Source organism: Tatumella sp. UBA2305, from assembly GCF_002345795.1.
GTDB classification, from domain to species: Bacteria; Pseudomonadota; Gammaproteobacteria; order Enterobacterales; family Enterobacteriaceae; genus Tatumella; species Tatumella morbirosei.
On the sequence record NZ_DDVT01000021.1, the window covers coordinates 168,466 to 190,182 of the forward strand.

Genomic DNA, 21,717 nt, shown 5'->3' on the forward strand with positions numbered 1-21,717 from the left:
CCCGTCGCCGACACTCCGCTTTGCGGAGTGTTTTGTTAACTGCCGCGATTGCCGGCAGTACTGATTCACTGAGTGGCTCCGGTCACTCTTTTTACTTCATGGAACACAGGCAACCGCATGAAAAATGCCACGTTTTATCTTCCGGGACCCGATCCACAACAGGGGACGCTGTCAGCGACAGAAGCATTGGCCTGCGAGCTGGCCGCCGCACGCTGGCGTGAAGGTAAACGTATTCTGGTCGCCTGTGAAAATGAGCAACAGGCAATCCGGCTGGATGAAGCATTATGGCAGCGCCCTGCTGAGGCGTTTGTGCCACATAATCTGGCTGGCGAAGGGCCACGCTACGGAGCGCCGGTCGAGCTGGCCTGGCCGGAAAAACGTGGCAGCGCATCCCGCGATTTACTGATCAGTCTGTTGCCGTGGTTCGCAGATTTTGCTACCGCTTTCCATGAAGTGATAGACTTTGTTCCGGATGAAGAATCTTTGAAGCAGCTGGCGCGTGAACGTTATAAAGCGTATCGCAGCGTCGGTTTCCAATTGAATACGGCAACGCACCCCGCGCCATCAACGACATAGCAGACATGGAAAAAACATATAATCCGCAAGAGATAGAACAGCCGCTTTACGAGCACTGGGAAAAGCAAGGCTATTTCAAACCGAATGGCGATACCCGTCAGGAAAGCTATTGCATCATGATCCCGCCGCCGAACGTCACCGGCAGCCTGCACATGGGACATGCATTCCAGCAGACCATCATGGATACCATGATCCGTTACCAGCGTATGCAGGGTAAAAATACCCTGTGGCAGGCAGGGACTGACCATGCCGGTATCGCAACCCAGATGGTGGTTGAACGTAAAATTGCTGCGGAAGAAGGTAAGACCCGCCAGGACTATGGTCGTGATGCGTTTATCGACAAAATCTGGCAATGGAAAGGCGAATCCGGTGGCACCATCACCCGCCAGATGCGTCGGCTGGGCAACTCTGTGGACTGGGAACGTGAACGTTTCACCATGGATGAAGGCCTCTCTAATGCCGTCAAAGAAGTCTTCGTCCGGCTGCACAAAGAAAACCTGATTTATCGTGGCAAACGTCTGGTTAACTGGGATCCGAAACTGCGGACTGCAATTTCAGATCTGGAAGTGGAAAACCGCGAATCGAAAGGTTCGATGTGGCATATCCGCTATCCACTGGCCGACGGTGCCAAAACGGCTGAAGGTAAAGATTACCTGGTGGTCGCGACCACCCGTCCGGAAACCCTGCTGGGCGATACCGGCGTGGCGGTAAACCCGGAAGATCCTCGCTATAAAGATCTGATCGGTCAATATCTGGTGTTGCCTCTGATCAACCGTCGTATTCCGATTGTTGGCGATGAACACGCCGATATGGAAAAAGGCACCGGTTGTGTAAAAATCACCCCGGCCCACGATTTCAATGACTACGAAGTCGGACGTCGTCATCAGTTGCCGATGATCAATATCCTGACCTTTGATGGCGATATCCGCCAACTGGCCCAGGTGTATGATACCAACGGTGAAGAAAGCAACGTCTACGATGCCACCATTCCGGCAGAATTTGCCGGAATGGAGCGTTTTGCCGCGCGTAAAGCGATTGTTGCCGCGGTAGATGCTGCCGGATTACTGGAAGAGATTAAACCTCATGACCTGACCGTGCCTTATGGCGATCGTGGTGGCGTGGTTATCGAACCAATGCTGACTGACCAATGGTATGTGCGTACTGCCCCGCTGGCTAAAGTGGCGGTCGAAGCCGTAGAAAACGGTGACATCCAGTTTGTTCCGAAACAGTACGAAAATATGTACTTCTCCTGGATGCGTGATATTCAGGACTGGTGTATTTCCCGTCAGCTGTGGTGGGGACACCGTATTCCTGCATGGTACGATGATCACGGCAATGTGTTTGTCGGCCGTAGCGAAGCCGAAGTTCGCGCCGAAAATAACCTGGGTGATGATGTTGCCCTGCGCCAGGACGAAGACGTTCTGGATACCTGGTTCTCTTCCGGGCTGTGGACCTTCTCTACCCTCGGCTGGCCGGAAAATACCGAAGCCTTACGCACCTTCCACCCGACCAGCGTGGTGGTGAGTGGTTTCGATATTATCTTCTTCTGGATTGCCCGCATGATCATGCTGACCATGCACTTTATGAAAGATGAGAACGGGAAACCGCAGGTACCTTTCAAAACCGTCTATATGACCGGACTTATCCGTGATGACGAAGGACAGAAGATGTCTAAGTCGAAAGGTAACGTGATTGATCCGCTGGATATGGTGGACGGTATTTCGCTGGAAGATCTGCTGGAAAAACGTACCGGTAACATGATGCAGCCGCAGCTGGCGGAAAAAATCCGTAAGCGTACGGAGAAACAGTTCCCGAACGGTATTGAACCCTCAGGTACCGATGCGCTGCGCTTTACCCTGGCGGCACTGGCCTCTACCGGCCGTGATATCAACTGGGATATGAAACGTCTGGAAGGTTACCGCAATTTCTGTAATAAGCTGTGGAACGCCAGCCGGTTCGTGCTGATGAATACCGAAGAGCAGGATTGTGGCTTTAACGGCGGAGAAAAAGTGTTATCACTGGCTGACCGCTGGATCCTGACCGAATTCAACAACACCGTGAAAGCCTATCGTGAAGCGCTGGATACCTATCGTTTCGATATCGCTGCTGGTCTGCTGTATGACTTTACCTGGAACCAATTCTGTGACTGGTACCTGGAACTGACTAAACCGGTAATGAACAACGGCAGCGAAGCTGAACTGCGCGGCACCCGGCATACCCTGGTAACAGTACTGGAAGCATTGCTGCGTCTTGCGCACCCAATTATTCCGTTTATTACCGAAACCATCTGGCAACGGGTGAAAGTACTGACCGGGAACAGTGACGATACCATTATGCTGCAACCCTTCCCTGCCTACGATGCCGCGAAAGAAGATGCAGCAGCGCTGGCAGATATTGAATGGATTAAGCAGGCGATTGTGGCGGTACGTAATATCCGTGCCGAAATGGGTATTGCACTCAGCAAGCCACTGGCTCTGTTACTGCGTGGCGCCACCCCGGAAGTGGTCCGTCGTGTGGAAGCTAACCGTAACTTCCTGCAGCGTCTGGCCCGTCTGGAGAGTCTGACTCTGCTGGCTGCCGACGATAAAGGTCCGGTCTCTGTCACCAAACTGGTGGACGGTGCTGAGTTGCTGATTCCGATGGCGGGTCTGGTAGACAAAGAGGCTGAACTGGAGCGTCTGGCAAAAGAGCTGACCAAGGTGGATGTCGAGATTGAAAAACTCGACGCTAAGTTGTCCAACGAAGGTTTTGTCGCCCGAGCCCCTGCGGCGGTGGTGGAAAAAGAACGTGAGCGTCTGGCCGAACTGCAACAGGCTAAAGTGAAGATTAATGACCAGCAGGCAGTTATCGCTGCGCTGTAATACACGAGAATTAATCTGCTAAACAAGCCGGGTCTTTCCCGGCTTTTTTTTGCCTGTTACTTTGTGACATCGCCGGTGACCGGGTAAAAACGTGACCATGGATCCTGTTTATACAAAACGTGTTTCACAAGGTATTATCAGCCTTAAGCTAATGACCCAAAAGGAAAGCCCGATATGGACCCGCGCAAAATTATTGTTGACCATTACCCTGAGCTGACACCGGAATTACAGAAAGCAGCTGAATTTGTACTGGAGCACAATAATGAACTGGTCGTTTTGTCGATGCGGGCTTTTGCCTCAAATGCCGCAGTCAAACCAGCGACTTTGCTGCGTCTGGCCAAACGTCTGGGCTTTTCCGGCTGGGGGGATTTGAAAGACGCGATGATCCGTTCTCTGGGGCTGGCCGGTGACAGCTATGCCTCCCGGGCCAGTGGCCTGCAGAATAAGCAACAACATCCGGCACTCTATGATGAAGTGTTCACCACTTTTACCGCCAATTTGCAGCAGACCCGCGAAAATAACCGTCAGTCGCTGGAACAGGCGGTTGATCTGCTGGATCAGGCCGATCAGATCTATGTTTGTGGTTTTCGTGCCAGTTTTCCGGTGGCCTGGTCAATTTACTATATTTACCGGTTGTTCCACCGCCAGGTCTCACTGATTGACGGGTTGGCGAATAATCAGGAAATATTTACCCGTGAAATATCCGCCCGTGATGTGCTGGTTATTGTCGGATTTGCGCCCTATTCGCGGGAAACCCTGCAGATTATTGCCTACGCCGAAGCTGCCGGGGCCACCGTGATTGCGGTTACCGATTCACCGGTTTCGCCGCTGGCTCAGGCAGCGCGTTGCAGTCTGCTTTTTTCCACCCACAGCCCGTCATTTTTTCCTTCGGTGGTTTCCGGGATGGGAATTGCTGAGTGTTTGATGGCTACTCTGGTGGCAAAGCATGGTGAAGACGCCATCCGCCGGATTGAGAGTGCAGAACGCTACCTGATTGATTCCGGCGCCTACATACTACCCGGAAAATAGCCCTCCCCCGTAGCTGACATTCTGCTGACAGAATACATTCCTGCCGGACTTTTTGGATGTTACTGTCGCCCGCAATGGATGCATATGAATCATTATTTGATTGAATGATTCATTTGGATCTGAGAGTATACCCTTTATCCTGGGTTTTCCCCTGCTTATCTCAGTGACGGGATTATCATGAGCCACATTATTCACCGCAGTCTGAATTTTACCCCACCGGTTGCCGTTGCGGCACAGGGGGCTTATATCACCGATATATCCGGCAAACGTTATCTGGATGCCAGCGGTGGTGCTGCTGTCTCCTGCCTGGGCCATGCTCACCCGGATATTCTGGCGGCTATGCATCGCCAGATTGATACCCTGGCTTATGCGCATACCGGGTTCTTTACCAGCGAAGCCGCAGAGAGCCTGGCGGATCAACTGGTGCGCAGCGCACCCGGCTCCCTGAATTCGGTCTATTTTGTCTCCGGGGGATCAGAAGCGGTAGAAACGGCCCTGAAGCTGGCGCGTCAGTACTGTGTGGAAACCGGACAGCCACAAAAAACCACCTTTATTGGCCGTCGTCAGAGCTATCACGGCAATACCCTGGGTGCACTGGCGGTCGGGGGGAACGAATGGCGCCGTAAGCAATTTGCTCCGTTGCTGATGGATGTCGCACGGGTATCTGCCTGTAATGCTTACCGTGATCAGCGGCCGGATGAAACAGAACAACAATATACGCAACGGTTGCTGAACGAACTCGAGCAGACCATTCTGGAAACCGGTGCGGATAAAATTATCGGTTTTGTTGCCGAAACCGTCAGCGGAGCCACTACTGGTGCCGTTCCGCCGACCCGGGGTTATTTTGCCGGAGTCAGGAAGCTGTGTGACCAATATGGCCTGTTGTACATCGCTGATGAAGTGATGTGTGGAATGGGTCGTACCGGAACCCTTCACTCTTTTGAACAGGATGATGTGGTTCCGGATATCGTCACTATTGCTAAAGGCCTGGGCGGCGGTTATCAGCCGATTGGCGCCGTATTGGTCAGCGATAAGGTCATCGAGCCGCTTCGGCGCGGCAGTGGCTTATTCCAGCACGGTCATACCTACATCTGTCACCCTACTGCGGCCGCGGCTGCGCTGGCGGTACAGCAGGTTATAGAGCGGGACAATTTGTTAAGTCAGGTGCAACAGCAGGGAAATTATTTACTCCAAAAATTAGAAAAAGAGTTAACCGGACTGGAATTTGTCGGCAACACCCGCGGACGCGGACTGTTTGCCGGTGTTGAACTGGTCAGAGATAAACACACCAAAACCGCGTTTGACCCGGCCCTGAAACTGCACGCGACAATTAAACGTGCTTGTCTGGAAAAGGGTCTGATGGTCTACCCTATGGGCGGCACTATCGATGGACAGCAGGGAGATCATATCCTGATCGCTCCCCCATTTATCGTGACAGAACAGCAGCTGGATTTTGTGGTTGAGACCCTGAAGCAGGTGATTCAGCAGGAAACCCATCGGGCCGCAGGAGTCTGATGAATGACCGACAATAACCGTTTACCGCCACTCTCACAGGAACAATGGAGTGAGGAGCAACGGGTGCTGGCCGAAGAGGTGATTAAGGGGCCACGCGGCGCATTATTGCCCCCTTTTCAGGTTCTGCTCCGCAGCCCGCAACTGATGTCACATGCTCAGCGAATGGGCGAATATCTGCGCTACCGCAGTGCAATAGGTCTTCGTCTGTCAGAACTGGCTATTCTTCTGACCGCCCGTTACTGGAACCAGCCGGTGGAATGGGAAATCCACGCGCCAATTGCCCGCCGGGAGGGTATTTCGGAGCAGGCGATTACCGCCATCAGGCAACATCAGAAGCCCCGGGAAAATTCGCTAAAACAGGACGAATGGCTGGTTTATCATTTCTGCCAGCAACTGCACCAGCAAAAGCAGGTTACTGACGAGATATGGCAACAGGTTATCCACCAGTTTGGGGAAACCGCAGTGGTCGATTTAACCGGTATTAATGGTTATTACGCCTTACTGGCCATGATGATGAATGTCGCCCGCACTCCACCACACTCTCCACCGGAAGATTTTTGATTCCCCTTCTCCGTGACTGCGCACCAAAAAAGTGCTCCGGGTACCAAAACGGAGCACCAAATAAGTGCGCCCCATATCCGGTGTGCTATAAGAAAAACTGATTACCCGCCGTTTTATGCTTCTGTTAAACATTAACAGCCAGATAACATGATTATATTTTTCAAATCAGTAAGTTAAGTTATTTTTAGTTGAAAATAATTTATTACAACTTCTGGCATAGTTATTGCTTTTTAGAATACGACTACACACATCCGATCTTATAAAAAGGATTCGTTATGCTGAAAACAATTAATACTGTTGGGATCTCACTGGCTTTACTGGCAAGTGCGTTCAGTTTTAGTGCTATGGCACAAGACAAGCTGACCGTCGGTGTCGATACCGCATTTGTTCCTTTTGAATTTAAACAAGGGGATAAATACGTCGGTTTTGATATTGACCTGTGGAATGCCATCGCCAAGAAAATGGGCGTGGAATATACACTGCAGCCAATGGATTTCGGTGGTCTGATCCCGGGTCTGCAATCACGTAACATCGATGTGGCAATGGCGGGTATTACTATTACTCCGGTACGTGCCCAGGCCGTTGATTTCAGTGACCCGTACTACAATGCGGACCTGCTGATGGCAGTCAAAAGTTCAGCGACCGGTATCAATAAATTCAGCGACCTGGCAGGTAAGAAAGTCGGTCTGAAACAGGGGACTGCCGCGGCAACCTACATGAAAGCTCATGTGAAAGCAGACTATGTTGAATTCCCGAACATTGATAACGCCTACCTGGATCTGCAGGCCGGAAATATCGATGCCGTAGTTCACGACTCGCCTAACGTGCTGTACTACGTGAAAACTGCGGGTGACGGCAAAATTAAAGCCACCGGCGAGAACGACAGCGTGTTGCCACAACAGTACGGTTTTGCTCTGCAGAAAAACAGCCCGTACACCAAACGTGTTAACGAAGCTCTGAAAGCGTTACGTGCTGACGGCACCTATAACAAGATTTACCTGAAATGGTTCGACAAAGAACCTAAATAAGTTGTCTTTTGGGCCGGCCCTGCTGGCCCCTTTTCTCTTTGACCGTGCGGATAACCATTATGAATTTTGATATCAGTTATGTCTGGCAAGCCGTGCCAATTCTGTTGCAGGGGCTAAAGCTCACCCTGTTTATCTCAGTCATCGGCTTAATTGGAGGATTTTTCATTGGCCTGGTGGCCGGTGTCAGCCGTGCATTAGGGGGCAGGATATCAAAAACCATCTCTTTGATTTTTGTAGAACTTATCCGCGGAACACCGATTATGGTGCAGGTGATGTTTATCTACTTCGCCCTGCCATTAGCTCTGCCGGTGCATATTGAGCCAATTACTGCGGCCGTTGTCACCATTATGATTAACTCCGGGGCCTATATTGCCGAAATTACCCGCGGAGCACTACTGTCTATCAACAAAGGCTTCCGTGAAGCCGGTCTGGCGATGGGGCTCTCCTCCCGCGAGACACTGTGGTACATCATCATGCCGCTGGCGTTACGCCGCATGATCCCGGCACTGGGTAACCAGTGGATCATTAGTATTAAAGATACCTCATTATTTATCGTGATTGGAGTTGCCGAACTGACCCGTCAGGGCCAGGAAATTATTGCCGGTAACTTCCGTGCACTTGAAGTATGGACCGCAGTTGCAGCACTTTACCTGATTGTTACTCTGTGTCTGAGCTTCCTGCTGAAAACTCTGGAAAAAAGGATGCATATCTTATGAGTATGGTTGAATTTCAAAATGTCTCGAAAAATTTTGGCTCAACGCAGGTGCTGCACGATATCAATCTGAAAATTGATGCCGGTGAAGTTGTAGTGATCATCGGGCCTTCCGGGTCAGGAAAATCGACGTTGCTGCGTTGCATTAATAAACTGGAAGAAATCTCTTCCGGGAACCTGATGGTAGCCGGTATGCATCTGACCGATCCCCATGTGAATGAGCGTGATATTCGCCGTGAAGCCGGTATGGTGTTTCAGCAGTTTCACCTGTTCCCGCATCTGACTGCGCTGGAAAACGTGATGTTCGGACCTATCAAGGTGCGTCATACCAGTAAAGACGAAGCCCGCAAGCAGGCCATGGAACTGCTGACGCGGGTGGGCCTGGCGGCCCGTGCAGACCATTACCCTTCTGAACTGTCAGGCGGTCAGCAGCAGCGTGTGGCGATTGCCCGGGCACTGGCGGTAAAACCGCAAATGATGTTATTTGATGAGCCAACCTCAGCCCTGGACCCGGAACTGCGTCATGAAGTACTGCAGGTTATGCGGTCACTGGCGGAAGAAGGTATGACGATGGTGATTGTGACCCACGAAATTGGCTTTGCCCGTGATGTCGCTTCCCGTCTGATCTTTATCGATGGCGGAACCATTGCCGAAGATGGTTCACCGGTTGAGCTGATTGAAGGCGGTAATGGCTGTGCCCGTTTGCAGGAATTCCTGCAGCACGTGTCCTGACTGGAAACTGACGTACATTTTATGAAAAAACTCACCCTCCGGGGTCATGCCTTTGCCATCGGTGAACAACTGGGTATCGCCGGGCGAGTGGCATGGCATCAGAAACTGACGCAGACTGCGTTGTGGCAGACGGTAACCCGCCTGAAAAACTCGCCAGAGGCGCAGTCCATGGCTCTGGCGGTACAACGTGATTACCCGCTGATCTGGCAGGAATTGCAGGGGCTGGCCTATGGTCTGGAAGCCTCGCCAGAGGAAGTTTTTGCCTGGAACTGCCGGGGAGACCTGGTGCGTTCGACCTCGGATGGTTGTACTACCCTGGCCGGTCGTGACAGCGATGGTCAGGGCTTTATTGCTCATAATGAAGATGGTTTTCCCCAACTTCGTGACGACTGCTTTATTGCCGAAATTTTCCAACAGGAAGGTACCGCTTTTACCAGCTTTGCTTATCCGGGTTCGATTTGCGGCCATACCTTTGCTGTCAATCAGTATGGCATCGTAAATGCGGTCAATAATATCCGTGCCGTGGAGCGGCCGGCAGGGCTTCCCCGCCAGGTGTTGGCCAGAGCATCACTAAACGCCGAACGGCTGGATGATGCGGTCGCTATACTCAGCCAGTCGCCACGCGCCGGTGCATTTCACCATACGCTGGGCCAGGCGGGCGATCACCGAATATTCAGCGTGGAAGCTACCGGTACCGGCAGCAGTGTTATCGAAATGGCGGGTTGCCGCGGCCATGCCAACCATCTGATTCATCCGCAGCAGCAGGAGACTCGTCAGGTCATCACCGACAGCTCCGGAGCGCGGCAACAGACCATCGACCGACAGTTAGCAGAGGCCGCAAGCCTGTCTGCGGTGCAGGTTCTGTCTATTCTGTCTGATGATGAGGGGGAACTGCCTGTCTACCGGCTGGCAGAAGATGACCCTGACCAGGAGAATACCCTGGCAACGGCGTTCTTCCATATCGGTGATAATGCGGTGCACTGGTCAGTTTACGGACTGGATCGCCCACAGGCAGCGCTGAGTGGCCAGACCGGACGCTAAGCTTTACTGCTGAACCTCCGTTCGCTGAGGTACCTTCCTTGTCACAGGTCTCTTCACTTCAGAGGCCTGTTTTTCTTTGCGGGGCAGTTTATTGATGCAGCTCCGCCGTCATATGCACTTCGTTATTCATGGTCGCTTCGGTGATAGTATAGGATTCTCCGGCTTTTTTGGCCTGAGCAGCAATGACCGCCTCCGCATCATCCAGATTATCTGCAGTGGCAGTGACCGTTTCGGCCACAGAATAAAACGACAGTAATGAGAGTGCAGTCACCGCCGCCAATTTCTTTATAAGACTCATGTGTTCTCCTGGCTTCGTCAGAGGATTCACCCGCCGTGAAGTATTCTTCCCCTGCCCGCGATAGCCTCCGGATTCTGGCCTGTTAATAAATGAGGAGTTTTCCGTAAAGAGGGTCTGCTGATGAGGTTAACTGCACTTTAGCGGTAAATGCTGGCCTGTCACCGGCCGAACAACCGTTGCATCGCCACTCTGTTTAGCCGGTAAACGACAGGGGCTCTGCTCCGTTGCGACAGACAGGTATCTCAGGAGTAACGGTACTGTTTGTCATTAAGGGACAGTCGAAAGTGTGAGGTTACTATGGAAGGATGGAGAGCGTGGGATAATGTCAGCCCATCCGGCCGGAGCCACGATGAGCTGTAGTGACGGGAATTATTTTCTCAGTTCCGCAGTCATATGCACGCCATTTTTATAGGTGGCTTCGATGATTTTATAAGAAGCACCCGCTTTATGGGCCTGAGCTGCGATCTGCGCTTCTGCGGCATCCAGAGTATCCGCACAGGCAGTGATACTTTGTGCAAAGCTTCCGAAAGACACCAGGGAAAGAGTAGCAACAGCGACGAAAGTTTTGATAGATTTCATGAGTTCACCTTAATTCATTTATTTGTCAGAAGGCCGGTTTGCCTTGATGGAACGAATCATAGGCCTGTAACCGACAAGACAAAAGCTGAACAAATTGCTTATCTTATTCAAAATAAATGAATAACAATGGTTATCAGTCACAAACTGACAAACATTCAGATAAAAACACAAGAATTACGACAAACTACCAGAATTTTATTTTTTAAAATAACAACAATATGAAACTAACAACCGTAAATTTTTACGTAAGCCACAAAAACCTAAAAGAATCATCAGCTTTTAAATTTTTGCCAACGGTCCGCTATGGAAACGTAATTGCCGGTCAGCAGAGGTGATCAGCTCGGCTTCGGTTTCTCCAATTTTCCGGATACGGGCGGTGATATCGTACGGCGAGATCTGATGCGCCAGAGCAAGATAATCCTGATAATGGCGCGCTTCAGAACGCAGTAATGAACGATAAAATTTTGCCAGTTCAGCATCCAGGCAGGGAGCCAGTGCCGCAAAACGTTCACAGGAGCGGGCCTCAATATAGGCACCACAAATCAGCTTATCCACCAGCGTATCGGGTTCATGGGTGGTCACCTCCCGCAACAGCCCTTTGGCATAGCGGCTGGCGGTGATCTTCCGGTAGTCCACTCCCCGGGCCTGCATAATCTCCCAGACCTGATAAAAATGATGCAGCTCTTCCTTAATCAGCAGCACCATCTTATCAATCAGTTCATCCGACCAGGGAAAGGTTTCTTTGCGGTGAATATTTTTGCCCAGACTACGATGAGCCTGAATAAAATCGCTGTCCGGATGTTCGCGGTAAATAAAATTCTCATAAGGTATCAGCCACTGATTCAGCGCTTCCCCGCCAGGTTTATCCGTTGCATATTTGCGAATTAACCAGGCGGCCGTCTGAGCGGCTTTGAGTTCACAGGTCAGGTGGTCGGTCAGCAGCAGCGGCAAATTTTCCGGTTTGCTGGCTTCATCAATCCAGGCTTGCGGGGTACGGCAATGCAGAAACTGTAACAGCGGTTCAACAAGGGCAGCGTAATTCATAACTCAGCGACATTCAGCGAAAACAACCAGCAAACAAAAACACCCCGGCCCGGCAGCATACGCAGGCAGGGGGAGCTTTCAGGAGAGATCCGTCACCCTCAGTGACGAACGCCGGTATCACCCTGTTCCGGGCCGACGTCATCCTCATCGTCCTCTTCGTCTTCGGCGTCCGGGTCTTCGAAGTAAGTTCCCCAGCCATCGTAATCGACGTTGTGTTTACCGGCCATTTTCACCAGCTGTTCGATCTGGGCATTAATCAGATCTTCTTTCAGGGCGACTTCACTGATGATATCCACGCACATGACAGTGGTGCCGTCTTCCAGTTCCAGCTCTTCAGGGTCGGTTACTTCATAGCCCAGCTTAAATGCGTCAACGGCAGCTTTTTCCAGCGCATCAAAACTGTCACAGGACAAATGGTGTTCGATGGTATAGAGCGCGTCAGGATCGCTGCCATCTTCCAGTAATTCTTCAATAATTTCGCGTGTTTCTTCGCGCTGTTCTTCCATAAAGGATTCAAAAGTCATCGGATGTTCCTCAGGTGCACTCAGGGGTCAGCCCCCTCGCTAAACCACTATTTTCCCACAGCCACCGACGCGGCACTATACTAAAGCACCAGATAACTGAAAATAAGGTTGAAAATGAATATTCATACATATAGATTGAATATTAATTCATATTATTTTTACTATCCGGAGCGATGTATGAGTAAGCTGTATCAACGTCATTTTCTGAGACTGTTAGATTTTACCCCCGCCGAACTCGAACAACTGCTGAGCCTGGCTGCCCGCCTGAAAAAAGAGAAAAAACAGGGCACAGAAAAACCTACCCTGCTGGGAAAAAATATCGCGCTCATCTTCGAAAAAGATTCGACCCGTACCCGTTGCTCTTTCGAAGTTGCCGCCTACGACCAGGGCGCACGTGTCACCTGGCTGGGTGCCAGTGGCAACCAGATTGGGCATAAAGAATCGATTAAAGACACGGCCCGGGTGCTGGGCAGAATGTATGACGGTATTCAGTACCGGGGTTACGGTCAGGATATTGTTGAAACGCTGGCCGAATTTGCCGGTGTTCCGGTATGGAACGGCCTGACCACCGAATTTCACCCGACCCAGTTGCTGGCCGATCTGCTGACGATGCAGGAACATTTGCCCGGTAAAAAGTTCTCAGAGATGACCCTTGTCTATGTCGGAGATGCACGAAATAACATGGGAAATTCTATGCTGGAAGCTGCCGCACTGACCGGGCTGAATTTACGACTGGTCGCTCCCAAAGCCTGCTGGCCTGAAGACGCGTTGGTGGAAGAGTGCCAGGCGGCGGCAGCGCAAACCGGTGGTAAAATTACCCTGACTGAATCAGTCGCTGAAGGGGTGAAAGGGGCTGACTTTATCTATACCGATGTCTGGGTCTCCATGGGGGAAGCCAAAGAAGCCTGGGCTGAGCGCATTGCTCTGCTACGCCCTTACCAGGTCAATCAACAGATGCTGGCACTGAGCGGAAATCCTGAGGTTAAGTTCCTGCACTGTCTGCCTGCCTTCCACGATGATCAAACTTCCGTGGGTAAGCAAATGTCTGAGCAGTACGGGTTTACCGATGGCATTGAAGTGACTAACGAGGTTTTTGAATCCGAACACAGTATTGTGTTTGATCAGGCAGAAAACCGCATGCACACCATAAAAGCGGTCATGGTTGCCACCCTGGGTCAGCAGTAACTGGTCGGCTTTGGTCTCCGGCTCCCTGACAGGTTGCCGGAGCCCTGTTCCGGCCCGTGCAGATATAATTATTTATCCGCGACCGGAAATTTCTGTTTAACGTCGGTAAGTTTATTCATCAGTAATGCATACCCTGGCAATCAAGAATACTGCATGGTTTTTTAACCCTCTGTTTTCCTGCAGTTAAGATTAATAATCAGGTGCAAGTCATAAATATAACTTTTCAGACATTTCACTGAGAATGAATAAATATCCCCCCCCTGACCACTGTCAAAAAAATAACCAAACACACAAATGTATAAATATGCAAAATAAAAAATAAAGTGATATTTATCATTAAGATAAAAAACACCCCAACAAGAAACTTTTGCCAAACATTCGGAGAGCCCAAATAATTATCGCAATAATTTATTTTTAATTTCATTTCCTGATAACCAACAAATCACCACTTAATGATCTCTCTCATTAAATAGTTTATCCGCCGTCAGTTTATTTCACTCTTTGAATATCATCACATTTTCACCTGACGCCTTTTGGTTATTTTTAGGCTGTTTTCAGGAGCAGTGTCAGGGTTATTTTCCCCGATACTGTTTATTCTACCGATAAGGAGCATCTATGGAAAAGCATTATGTCGGTTCCGAAATAGGCACATTACGCACTGTACTGTTGCATCGTCCTAACCTCAGTCTGAAGAGACTGACCCCCAGCAACTGCCAGGATCTGTTATTTGACGATGTTTTGTCGGTAGAACGTGCCGGAGAGGAACATGATAAATTTGCCGATACGTTACGTCAGCAAGGTGTGGATGTCCTGCTGCTGACTGATTTACTGACCAGAACTCTGGACGTTCCTGAAGCCAAAAGCTGGCTGCTGAAAACTCAGATTTCTGACTATCGCCTGGGCCCATGTTTTGCCGCTGACATCCGTGACTGGCTGGGCCAGATGCCGCACCGGGAACTGTCCCGACATCTGACCGGCGGACTGACCTGCGATGAACTCCCTCCTGAGATCAGAAATATCGCCGGCCGTCAGACCGATCAGGATGATTTTATTACCCGTCCGCTGCCTAACCACCTGTTTACCCGCGATACTTCCTGCTGGATTTACCAGGGTGTGAGTATTAACCCGATGGCCAAAGTCGCCAGACAACGTGAAACCCATAACCTGAGAGCCATCTATCGCTGGCATCCGGCCTTCAGCAACGGTGATTTCATCCGTTATTACGGTGACGATAACCTGAATTATGATCACGCCACCCTGGAAGGCGGTGATGTGCTGGTGATTGGTCGAGGGACCGTCCTGATTGGTTTGTCTGAAAGAACCACGGCGCAGGGTATAGAATTTCTCGCCAGTTCGCTGTTTAAACACCAACAGGCCAGTCGTGTCATTGTACTGGAGCTGCCACAGCAACGCTCCTGTATGCATCTTGATACTGTCATGACCCATCTGGATATTGATACGTTCTCTGTCTATCCACAGGTCATTAATCAGAATATGACCTGCTGGACCCTGACCCCGGACGGCCACGGAGGCCTGTGTCGCACAGCGGAAAGCAGTTTCCTCAAAGCACTGGAGCAGGCATTGGGCATTGATCAGATCCGGTTAATTACTACCGGAGGCGACCGCTTTGAGGCTGAACGCGAACAGTGGAACGACGCTAATAATGTGCTGACGGTTCGCCCGGGCGTCGTGATTGGTTATGAGCGCAACGTCTGGACTAACGAAAAATATGATAAGGCGGGAATTACCGTGCTGCCGATTGCCGGTGATGAACTGGGCAGAGGACGTGGTGGTGCCAGATGTATGAGCTGTCCGCTGGAGCGGGACGGAATTTAATCACAGGGAGAATCACAGTGAAAAATAAACCCACGCTGGTAGTCGCACTGGGTGGAAACGCGTTACTGAAGCGCGGTGATCCGCTGGAAGCAGAAATTCAGCAAAAAAATATCCTGACAGCCGCGGAAGTCATTGCCGGACTGACGGCAGACTGGCGTGTTGTGCTGGTTCATGGTAACGGACCCCAGGTCGGGCTGCTGGCTTTACAAAACGCAGCCTATCCGGCGGTGAAACCTTATCCGCTGGATGTCCTGGTCGCGGAAACTCAGGGAATGGTCGGTTATATGCTGCAACAGGCCCTGAAAAACTGTCTGCCACATCAGCAGATCAGTACTCTGCTGACGCAGGTCAGAGTCGATCCCGGGGATCCGGCATTCCTCGACCCCTGCAAATACATCGGCCCGATGTATTCCGAAGAACAGGCGATTAAGTTATCTGCAGAGAAACACTGGACGGTCAAACCGGACGGCAGCGGATTTCGCCGGGTCGTCGCTTCACCTCAGCCGGTCAGTATTGTCGAAAATGCAGCCATTGCCGCCCTGCTGGCAGAAGATCATCTGGTGATCTGCAATGGCGGTGGCGGTATCCCGGTCACCGATCAGGGCCAGGGACTACAGGGGATTGAGGCGGTCATTGATAAAGATCTCTCTGCCGCCATGCTGGCCCGCCAGCTTAACGCCAATGCACTGCTGATTCTGACCGATGCCGATGCCGTCTACCTGAACTGGAATACCACAGCGCAAAAGGCCATTGGCCAGACCAGTGTCAGTTCTCTGGAAGAGTTGCAGTTTGATGCAGGTTCGATGGGGCCGAAAGTTTCGGCTTGCTGCCGCTATGTTCGCGATTGTCAGGGTATTGCCGGTATTGGCTCATTGCGGGATGGCCGCATGATCCTCAATGGCCAAAAAGGCACGCTGATTATACCGGGCTGAATGCTCGTCGGTTATTCCCCCGATCAACGCCGGTTCGCCACTCCGGGCAAAAGCCGGCCCACGGATACATTAAATAAGGACTTTGATATGTCAGTGACTCTGAAACAACGCCATTTTCTGAAACTGCTGGATTACACCGCCGAAGAAATCCATTACCTGCTGAATCTGGCCCGCCAACTGAAACAAGATAAACAACAAGGAATTGAACAACCGAAACTCAGTGGCAGAAATATTGCGCTGATCTTTGAAAAAAGCTCGACCCGAACCCGTTGTGCTTTTGAGGTTGCAGCATTCGACCAGGGCGCCTGTGTGACCTACCTGGGTCCTTCCGGTTCTCAGATAGGCCATAAAGAATCGATGAAAGACACCGCCAGGGTTCTGGGCCGGATGTATGACGGTATCGAATACCGGGGCTTTGGCCAGCATATCGTTGAAGAGCTGGCGGAATTTGCCGGGGTTCCGGTCTGGAACGGACTGACCGATGAGTTCCATCCCACTCAGATTCTGGCTGATTTAATGACTATGCAGGAACATGCGCCGGGCAGAGAGTTGTCTTCACTGAGCTTTGCTTACCTGGGTGATGCCCGGAACAATATGGGAAATTCGCTGATGGTGGGTGCCGCGATTATGGGTATGGATATCCGGCTGGTCGCTCCCCGCTCTTTCTGGCCCGACGAGGCGCTGGTGAAGCAGTGTCAGGCCATTGCTGCCACCAGCGGTGCCAAAATCAGCCTGACCGAATCGGTCAGCGAAGGGGTGAAAGGCGTGGACTTCCTGTATACCGATGTCTGGGTCTCCATGGGTGAAGCCAAAGAAGCCTGGGAACAACGTGTCAGCCTGATGAAACCTTACCAGATTAACCAGCAGGTGATTGAGGCCACCGGAAACCCGTCGGTGAAATTTATGCACTGTCTGCCCGCTTTCCATAATGAACACACCACCGTCGGCCGTGAAATCGAGGCGACTTATGGCCTGAAAGGCCTGGAAGTGACGGAAGAGGTTTTCGAATCAGCACATTCAATTGTGTTCGATGAAGCAGAAAACCGGATGCACACCATCAAAGCGGTGATGGTCGCAACACTGGCAGACTAACTGACCGCAGGTACGCCGAGATGGCGTACCTCTCCGGGAGAAAGTGTAATGAAGACGTTTAAATTCCCCTCCGCTTATACCATTCTGTTTGCGCTGATTATTCTGGTAGCGGCCCTCAGCTGGCTGATTCCCGCCGGACAATATCAGATGGTAATGAATGAGAGTCTGGGCAAAGAAGTGCCGGTGGCCGGAACTTATCATACGGTAGCATCCAGTCCGCAAGGCCTCAGCGATATTCTGCTGGCTCCGATTGATGGTCTCTGGGACCACAAAACTGGTCAGGCCGGTGCCATTGATGTCGCGCTGTTTATCCTGATTATCGGCGGATTTCTCGGCGTCACGAATAAAACCGGCGCTATCGATGCCGGGATACAACGGGTTACCCTGAAACTGCACGGCAAAGAAGAGTGGATGATCCCGATACTCATGGGGCTGTTTGCTCTGGGTGGCACCATTTACGGGATGGCTGAAGAGTCATTACCGTTCTACTCACTGCTGGTGCCAGTGATGATGGCAGCTCGTTTCGATCCCCTGGTCGCTGCCGCCACGGTTTTGTTGGGAGCCGGTATCGGCACTTTGGGTTCCACGATTAATCCGTTCGCCACGGTGATTGCGGCAAATGCTGCGGGGATTCCTTTTACCGAAGGTATTACGCTACGCATTATCATGCTTATCAGTGGCTGGCTGGTGTGTGTCTGGTGGGTACGTCGCTATGCCATTCGTGTGCGTGAAAATCCGCAACTGTCGTTGCTGGCCGATCATGCCGAAGAAAACCGGCGCTACTTTTTATCTCAGCAAAGTGATGAGCCATTACCTTTTACCCTGACACGTAAAATTATTCTCGGCCTGTTTGCCGTGGCCTTTGTGATTATGATTTATGGGGTTTCGGTAAAGGGCTGGTGGATGGGCGAAATATCTGCCATGTTCCTTGCGGCCTCGATTCTGGTCGGACTGATAGCACGGATGAGTGAAGAGAACTTTACCTCGACTTTTATCGATGGAGCCCGGGATTTGCTGGGCGTAGCCCTGATTATCGGTATTGCCCGTGGCATTGTAGTCATTATGGATAATGGCATGATTACCCATTCGTTACTGAATGCCGCCGAACAACTGGTTAGCGGATTACCGTCAGTCGTATTTATCAATGTGACCTGGCTGATTGAAGTGGTGCTGTCGTTTTTGATCCCTTCGTCCTCAGGACTGGCAGTACTCAGCATGCCGATTCTGGCGCCGTTGGCTGACTTTGCCGGGGCCGGCCGTGATTTGGTCGTGACTGTCTATCAGTCAGCCTCAGGGCTGGTTAATCTGATCACACCTACTTCCGGTGTCGTGATGGGTGGGCTGGCCATTGCCAGAGTCCCATACATTCGTTATCTGAAATGGGTTGCTCCGTTACTGGCCATTCTTGTGATAATGAACATAGTTATGCTCAGTGTCTCCGCGTTACTATAATGGCTGGCATACTGCCTGAAAACGGAAACCAATTATTCAGGCAGTCTCTGCCGGCATGGAATAATTTCTGCCGGCAGATCTCATCAGGCCCGACAACGGAGATGTCCTCTATGCCTATTACCTCCCCCGCCACCAGCAGGGAGCTGCAACAGCTGGCACTGTGCCAGCGGCTGATTCGGCAAAACAGCTATATTTCCCAGGAAGCATTACGCCAGGATGTCCAACGTGCCGGATTTCCGATGGTCAGCCAATCCACCATCTCCAGGCTATTGAAAACACTGGGGGTGATTAAAATACGCAACAGCCGTGGGCAACGCATCTATACCCTCAATCCCCTGGCACAACCCTTGCCCCGGGCAAGCCGTACCATTGCCGAAATGGTCGTGGATATCGTTCATAATCAGGAGTTTATTCTGGTACATACTGCCGCCGGCTATGGACGGGCGGTCGCAAGAGTCATCGATTGTCAGCAACTACCACAGATGATGGGAGTGGTGGCAGGCAGTGATAACGTCTGGATTGCCCCGGTACATCGCCAGCAGATAGCGCCATTGTACCAACAAATTCGCCACCTGCTCAGTGCAGGGTAACCGGGAGACGAATACGAAAACAGGATTAACGGCCCACAACTCTTGTCAGAAACTGTCAGGCCGGTATAATGCGCGGAAAATTTGCAGGGGAAAAACATGCCGCAGGTAATCACACAATCTGATTCCCGTATCCGCCTGACTGCGGGTGGTAGCCCTTTTTTTCCTGTGCAGACCCCTATTCTGTTAAAGCCCCTGTTTCAGGGGCTTTTTTTTGCCTGTCATCTGCTCGTGCCGAGGATATAACTCATGGCTAACCCTCTCTATCGAAAGCATATTATCTCCATTAATGACCTCTGCCGCGAGGAGCTGGAGCTGGTATTAGATACCGCCGCCCGGCTGAAGGCCTCACCCCGGCCGGAATTGCTGAAGCATAAAGTCATTGCCAGCTGCTTCTTCGAAGCTTCCACCCGCACCCGGTTATCCTTTGAAACAGCTATCCACCGCTTAGGTGCCTCGGTAGTCGGTTTTGCTGATGGCGGAAATACCTCCCTGGGGAAAAAAGGTGAAACCCTGGCAGATACCATTTCGGTGATTAGTACCTATGTGGATGCTATTGTCATGCGCCATCCGCAGGAAGGTGCTGCGAGGCTGGCGACCGAATTTTCCGGTGATATTCCGGTACTGAATGCCGGTGATGGCGCTAACCAGCACCCTACTCAGACCCTGTTGGATCTGTTCACCATCAGTGAAACACAGCAACGACTGGATAATCTGAACATTGCCATGGTGGGTGATTTAAAATACGGCCGTACTGTTCATTCACTGACCCAGGCATTAGCCAAGTTCAGTAATAACCGTTTCTTCTTTATCGCCCCGGATGCGCTGGCAATGCCTTCTTACATCACCGATTTGCTGGATGAAAAAGGTATCGCCTGGTCCCGCCATGCCTCCATCGAAGAAGTCATACCACAGACCGATATTTTGTATATGACCCGGGTGCAGAAAGAGCGCCTGGACCCGTCTGAGTATGCCAACGTTAAGGCACAGTTTGTCTTACGGGCCGCCGATCTGACCGGTGCCCGCGAGACGATGAAAGTGCTGCATCCACTGCCACGTGTGGATGAGATTGATACCGATGTTGACAGTACTCCGCATGCCTGGTACTTCCAGCAGGCAGGTAACGGTATCTATGCCCGCCAGGCTTTGCTGGCATTAGTACTCAATGAACAACTGACAGCATAACGGGGAGAGACCGCCATGACTCAGGATAATAAATTACAGGTAGAAGCGATTAAATGCGGTACGGTGATTGACCACATCCCTGCCCGTGTCGGCTTCCGGCTGCTGTCACTGTTTCGCCTCACCGAAACCGATCAACGTATTACCATTGGTCTGAATCTGCCGTCCGGTGAAATGCAGCGCAAAGATTTGATCAAAATAGAAAATACTTTCCTGACCGATGACCAAATCAATCAACTGGCTATCTATGCACCACAGGCTACGGTAAACCGGATTGATAACTATGATGTGGTCGCCAAAATTGTGCCGGCACTCCCACAACAAATTGAACGGGTTCTGACCTGTCCGAACAGCAACTGTATCAGCCATAATGAGCCGGTTAATTCCGTGTTTACCGTCCGCCAGCGGTCGCAGGATATCTCACTGAAATGCAAATACTGTGAAAAAGAATTTGCGCATCATGTTGTTATCGGACACTGGTAATCACCACTGACCCTTCTATAATGGGGAAATCATTGGCAGAGGGCTTTTTGCCCTCTGAACTATCATTAAGGGGAATTTATGTCTCGCGTCATCAGTACAGATAAAGCGCCTGCCGCTATCGGCCCGTATGTACAGGCTGTCGATCTCGGCAATATGATCATTACCTCCGGACAGATCCCTGTTGATCCTGCCACCGGTGACGTTGCAGAAGATGTCGCGGCACAAACCCGCCAGTCTCTGGCTAATGTTAAGGCAATTATTGAGCAGGCGGGTCTGACTGTCGGTGATATTGTGAAAACCACCGTGTTCGTCAAAGATTTAAATGACTTTGCCACCGTCAATGCGACCTATGAAACCTTCTTTACTGAGCATCAGGCAGGTTTCCCTGCACGTTCCTGTGTGGAAGTTGCCCGTTTACCGAAAGACGTGAAAATCGAAATCGAAGCGATCGCCGTACGCCGCTAATTT

22 protein-coding genes are annotated in these 21,717 nt (G+C 51.2%); 18 read left to right on the plus strand and 4 right to left on the minus strand.

From position 1 onward, the window contains the following. The first annotated feature begins 117 nt into the window (after positions 1–117). From B3Z23_RS14650 to B3Z23_RS14690, 9 genes are all read left to right on the plus strand, one after another. Positions 118–576 carry a DNA polymerase III subunit chi gene (locus B3Z23_RS14650; protein ID WP_294911476.1) on the plus strand — a complete coding sequence of 153 codons (459 nt, stop codon included), beginning with the start codon at positions 118–120 and terminating at the stop codon, positions 574–576. A 5-nt stretch (positions 577–581) separates the two neighbouring features. After that, positions 582–3,437 carry a valine--tRNA ligase gene (locus B3Z23_RS14655; RefSeq protein WP_294911478.1) on the plus strand — a complete coding sequence of 952 codons (2,856 nt, stop codon included), beginning with the start codon at positions 582–584 and terminating at the stop codon, positions 3,435–3,437. A 174-nt stretch (positions 3,438–3,611) separates the two neighbouring features. Beyond that, positions 3,612–4,466 carry a MurR/RpiR family transcriptional regulator gene (locus B3Z23_RS14660; protein WP_294911480.1) on the plus strand — a complete coding sequence of 285 codons (855 nt, stop codon included), beginning with the start codon at positions 3,612–3,614 and terminating at the stop codon, positions 4,464–4,466. Positions 4,467–4,643: 177 nt separating this feature from the next. Next, positions 4,644–5,981 (plus strand): aspartate aminotransferase family protein, encoded by a 1,338-nt coding sequence (locus B3Z23_RS14665; protein WP_294911482.1) that lies wholly within the window; start codon positions 4,644–4,646, stop codon positions 5,979–5,981. 3 nt (positions 5,982–5,984) lie between these two features. Continuing rightward, a complete protein-coding gene (locus B3Z23_RS14670; protein WP_294911484.1) occupies positions 5,985–6,542 on the plus strand; it encodes a carboxymuconolactone decarboxylase family protein in 558 nt (185 codons plus the stop codon). 275 nt (positions 6,543–6,817) lie between these two features. After that, positions 6,818–7,570 carry a glutamine ABC transporter substrate-binding protein GlnH gene (gene glnH / locus B3Z23_RS14675; protein WP_084706328.1) on the plus strand — a complete coding sequence of 251 codons (753 nt, stop codon included), beginning with the start codon at positions 6,818–6,820 and terminating at the stop codon, positions 7,568–7,570. Between the two features lie 59 nt (positions 7,571–7,629). Next, positions 7,630–8,286 (plus strand): glutamine ABC transporter permease GlnP, encoded by a 657-nt coding sequence (gene glnP / locus B3Z23_RS14680; protein ID WP_294911485.1) that lies wholly within the window; start codon positions 7,630–7,632, stop codon positions 8,284–8,286. 2 nt (positions 8,287–8,288) lie between these two features. Further along, on the plus strand, positions 8,289–9,014 hold the full coding sequence (glnQ, locus tag B3Z23_RS14685) for a glutamine ABC transporter ATP-binding protein GlnQ (protein ID WP_038017340.1): 726 nt from the start codon (positions 8,289–8,291) through the stop codon (positions 9,012–9,014). A 21-nt stretch (positions 9,015–9,035) separates the two neighbouring features. Next, the gene (locus B3Z23_RS14690; RefSeq protein WP_294911487.1) at positions 9,036–10,055 is read left to right on the plus strand and encodes a C45 family autoproteolytic acyltransferase/hydolase; all 1,020 of its coding nucleotides are present in this window, start codon (positions 9,036–9,038) and stop codon (positions 10,053–10,055) included. Between the two features lie 88 nt (positions 10,056–10,143). Here B3Z23_RS14690 and B3Z23_RS14695 read toward each other — a convergent pair whose 3' ends face one another. The 4 genes from B3Z23_RS14695 to rraB all read right to left on the minus strand — a co-directional run bounded on the left by B3Z23_RS14695 (position 10,144) and on the right by rraB (position 12,500). Further along, the gene (locus tag B3Z23_RS14695) at positions 10,144–10,353 is read right to left on the minus strand and encodes a DUF1471 domain-containing protein (protein ID WP_294911489.1); all 210 of its coding nucleotides are present in this window, start codon (positions 10,351–10,353) and stop codon (positions 10,144–10,146) included. A gap of 369 nt (positions 10,354–10,722) precedes the next feature. Next, complete coding sequence (locus tag B3Z23_RS14700; RefSeq protein ID WP_294911491.1) at positions 10,723–10,932, minus strand: YdgH/BhsA/McbA-like domain containing protein; 210 nt, start codon at positions 10,930–10,932, stop codon at positions 10,723–10,725. A 279-nt stretch (positions 10,933–11,211) separates the two neighbouring features. Then, positions 11,212–11,976: a tRNA isopentenyl-2-thiomethyl-A-37 hydroxylase MiaE gene (gene miaE, locus B3Z23_RS14705; RefSeq protein ID WP_294911493.1), complete on the minus strand. Its 765-nt coding sequence runs from the start codon at positions 11,974–11,976 to the stop codon at positions 11,212–11,214. Between the two features lie 98 nt (positions 11,977–12,074). Beyond that, complete coding sequence (gene rraB, locus B3Z23_RS14710) at positions 12,075–12,500, minus strand: ribonuclease E inhibitor RraB (protein ID WP_294911494.1); 426 nt, start codon at positions 12,498–12,500, stop codon at positions 12,075–12,077. Between the two features lie 177 nt (positions 12,501–12,677). On the opposite strand from rraB, the gene argF (B3Z23_RS14715) reads away from it, so the two are divergent. The 9 genes from argF (B3Z23_RS14715) (at position 12,678) to ridA (ending at position 21,714) form a co-directional block, all read left to right on the plus strand. Continuing rightward, positions 12,678–13,685: an ornithine carbamoyltransferase gene (gene argF / locus B3Z23_RS14715; RefSeq protein WP_294911496.1), complete on the plus strand. Its 1,008-nt coding sequence runs from the start codon at positions 12,678–12,680 to the stop codon at positions 13,683–13,685. Between the two features lie 615 nt (positions 13,686–14,300). Further along, positions 14,301–15,521, plus strand: a complete 1,221-nt coding sequence (arcA, locus tag B3Z23_RS14720) for an arginine deiminase (protein WP_294911497.1) — start codon at positions 14,301–14,303, stop codon at positions 15,519–15,521. 17 nt (positions 15,522–15,538) lie between these two features. After that, a complete protein-coding gene (arcC, locus tag B3Z23_RS14725; RefSeq protein ID WP_294911499.1) occupies positions 15,539–16,453 on the plus strand; it encodes a carbamate kinase in 915 nt (304 codons plus the stop codon). 87 nt (positions 16,454–16,540) lie between these two features. After that, entirely contained in the window at positions 16,541–17,545 is a 1,005-nt protein-coding gene (gene argF / locus B3Z23_RS14730; RefSeq protein ID WP_294911501.1) for an ornithine carbamoyltransferase, read from the plus strand. Between the two features lie 48 nt (positions 17,546–17,593). Further along, positions 17,594–18,997, plus strand: coding sequence for a YfcC family protein (locus B3Z23_RS14735; protein WP_294911503.1), 1,404 nt, complete (start codon positions 17,594–17,596; stop codon positions 18,995–18,997). Positions 18,998–19,107: 110 nt separating this feature from the next. Further along, a complete protein-coding gene (locus B3Z23_RS14740) occupies positions 19,108–19,587 on the plus strand; it encodes an arginine repressor (protein WP_294911504.1) in 480 nt (159 codons plus the stop codon). A 246-nt stretch (positions 19,588–19,833) separates the two neighbouring features. After that, a complete protein-coding gene (gene pyrB / locus B3Z23_RS14745; RefSeq protein ID WP_294911506.1) occupies positions 19,834–20,769 on the plus strand; it encodes an aspartate carbamoyltransferase in 936 nt (311 codons plus the stop codon). A gap of 15 nt (positions 20,770–20,784) precedes the next feature. Further along, complete coding sequence (pyrI, locus tag B3Z23_RS14750) at positions 20,785–21,249, plus strand: aspartate carbamoyltransferase regulatory subunit (protein ID WP_294911508.1); 465 nt, start codon at positions 20,785–20,787, stop codon at positions 21,247–21,249. 78 nt (positions 21,250–21,327) lie between these two features. Next, positions 21,328–21,714: a 2-iminobutanoate/2-iminopropanoate deaminase gene (gene ridA, locus B3Z23_RS14755; protein WP_294911509.1), complete on the plus strand. Its 387-nt coding sequence runs from the start codon at positions 21,328–21,330 to the stop codon at positions 21,712–21,714. The last annotated feature ends 3 nt before the right edge of the window (positions 21,715–21,717 follow it).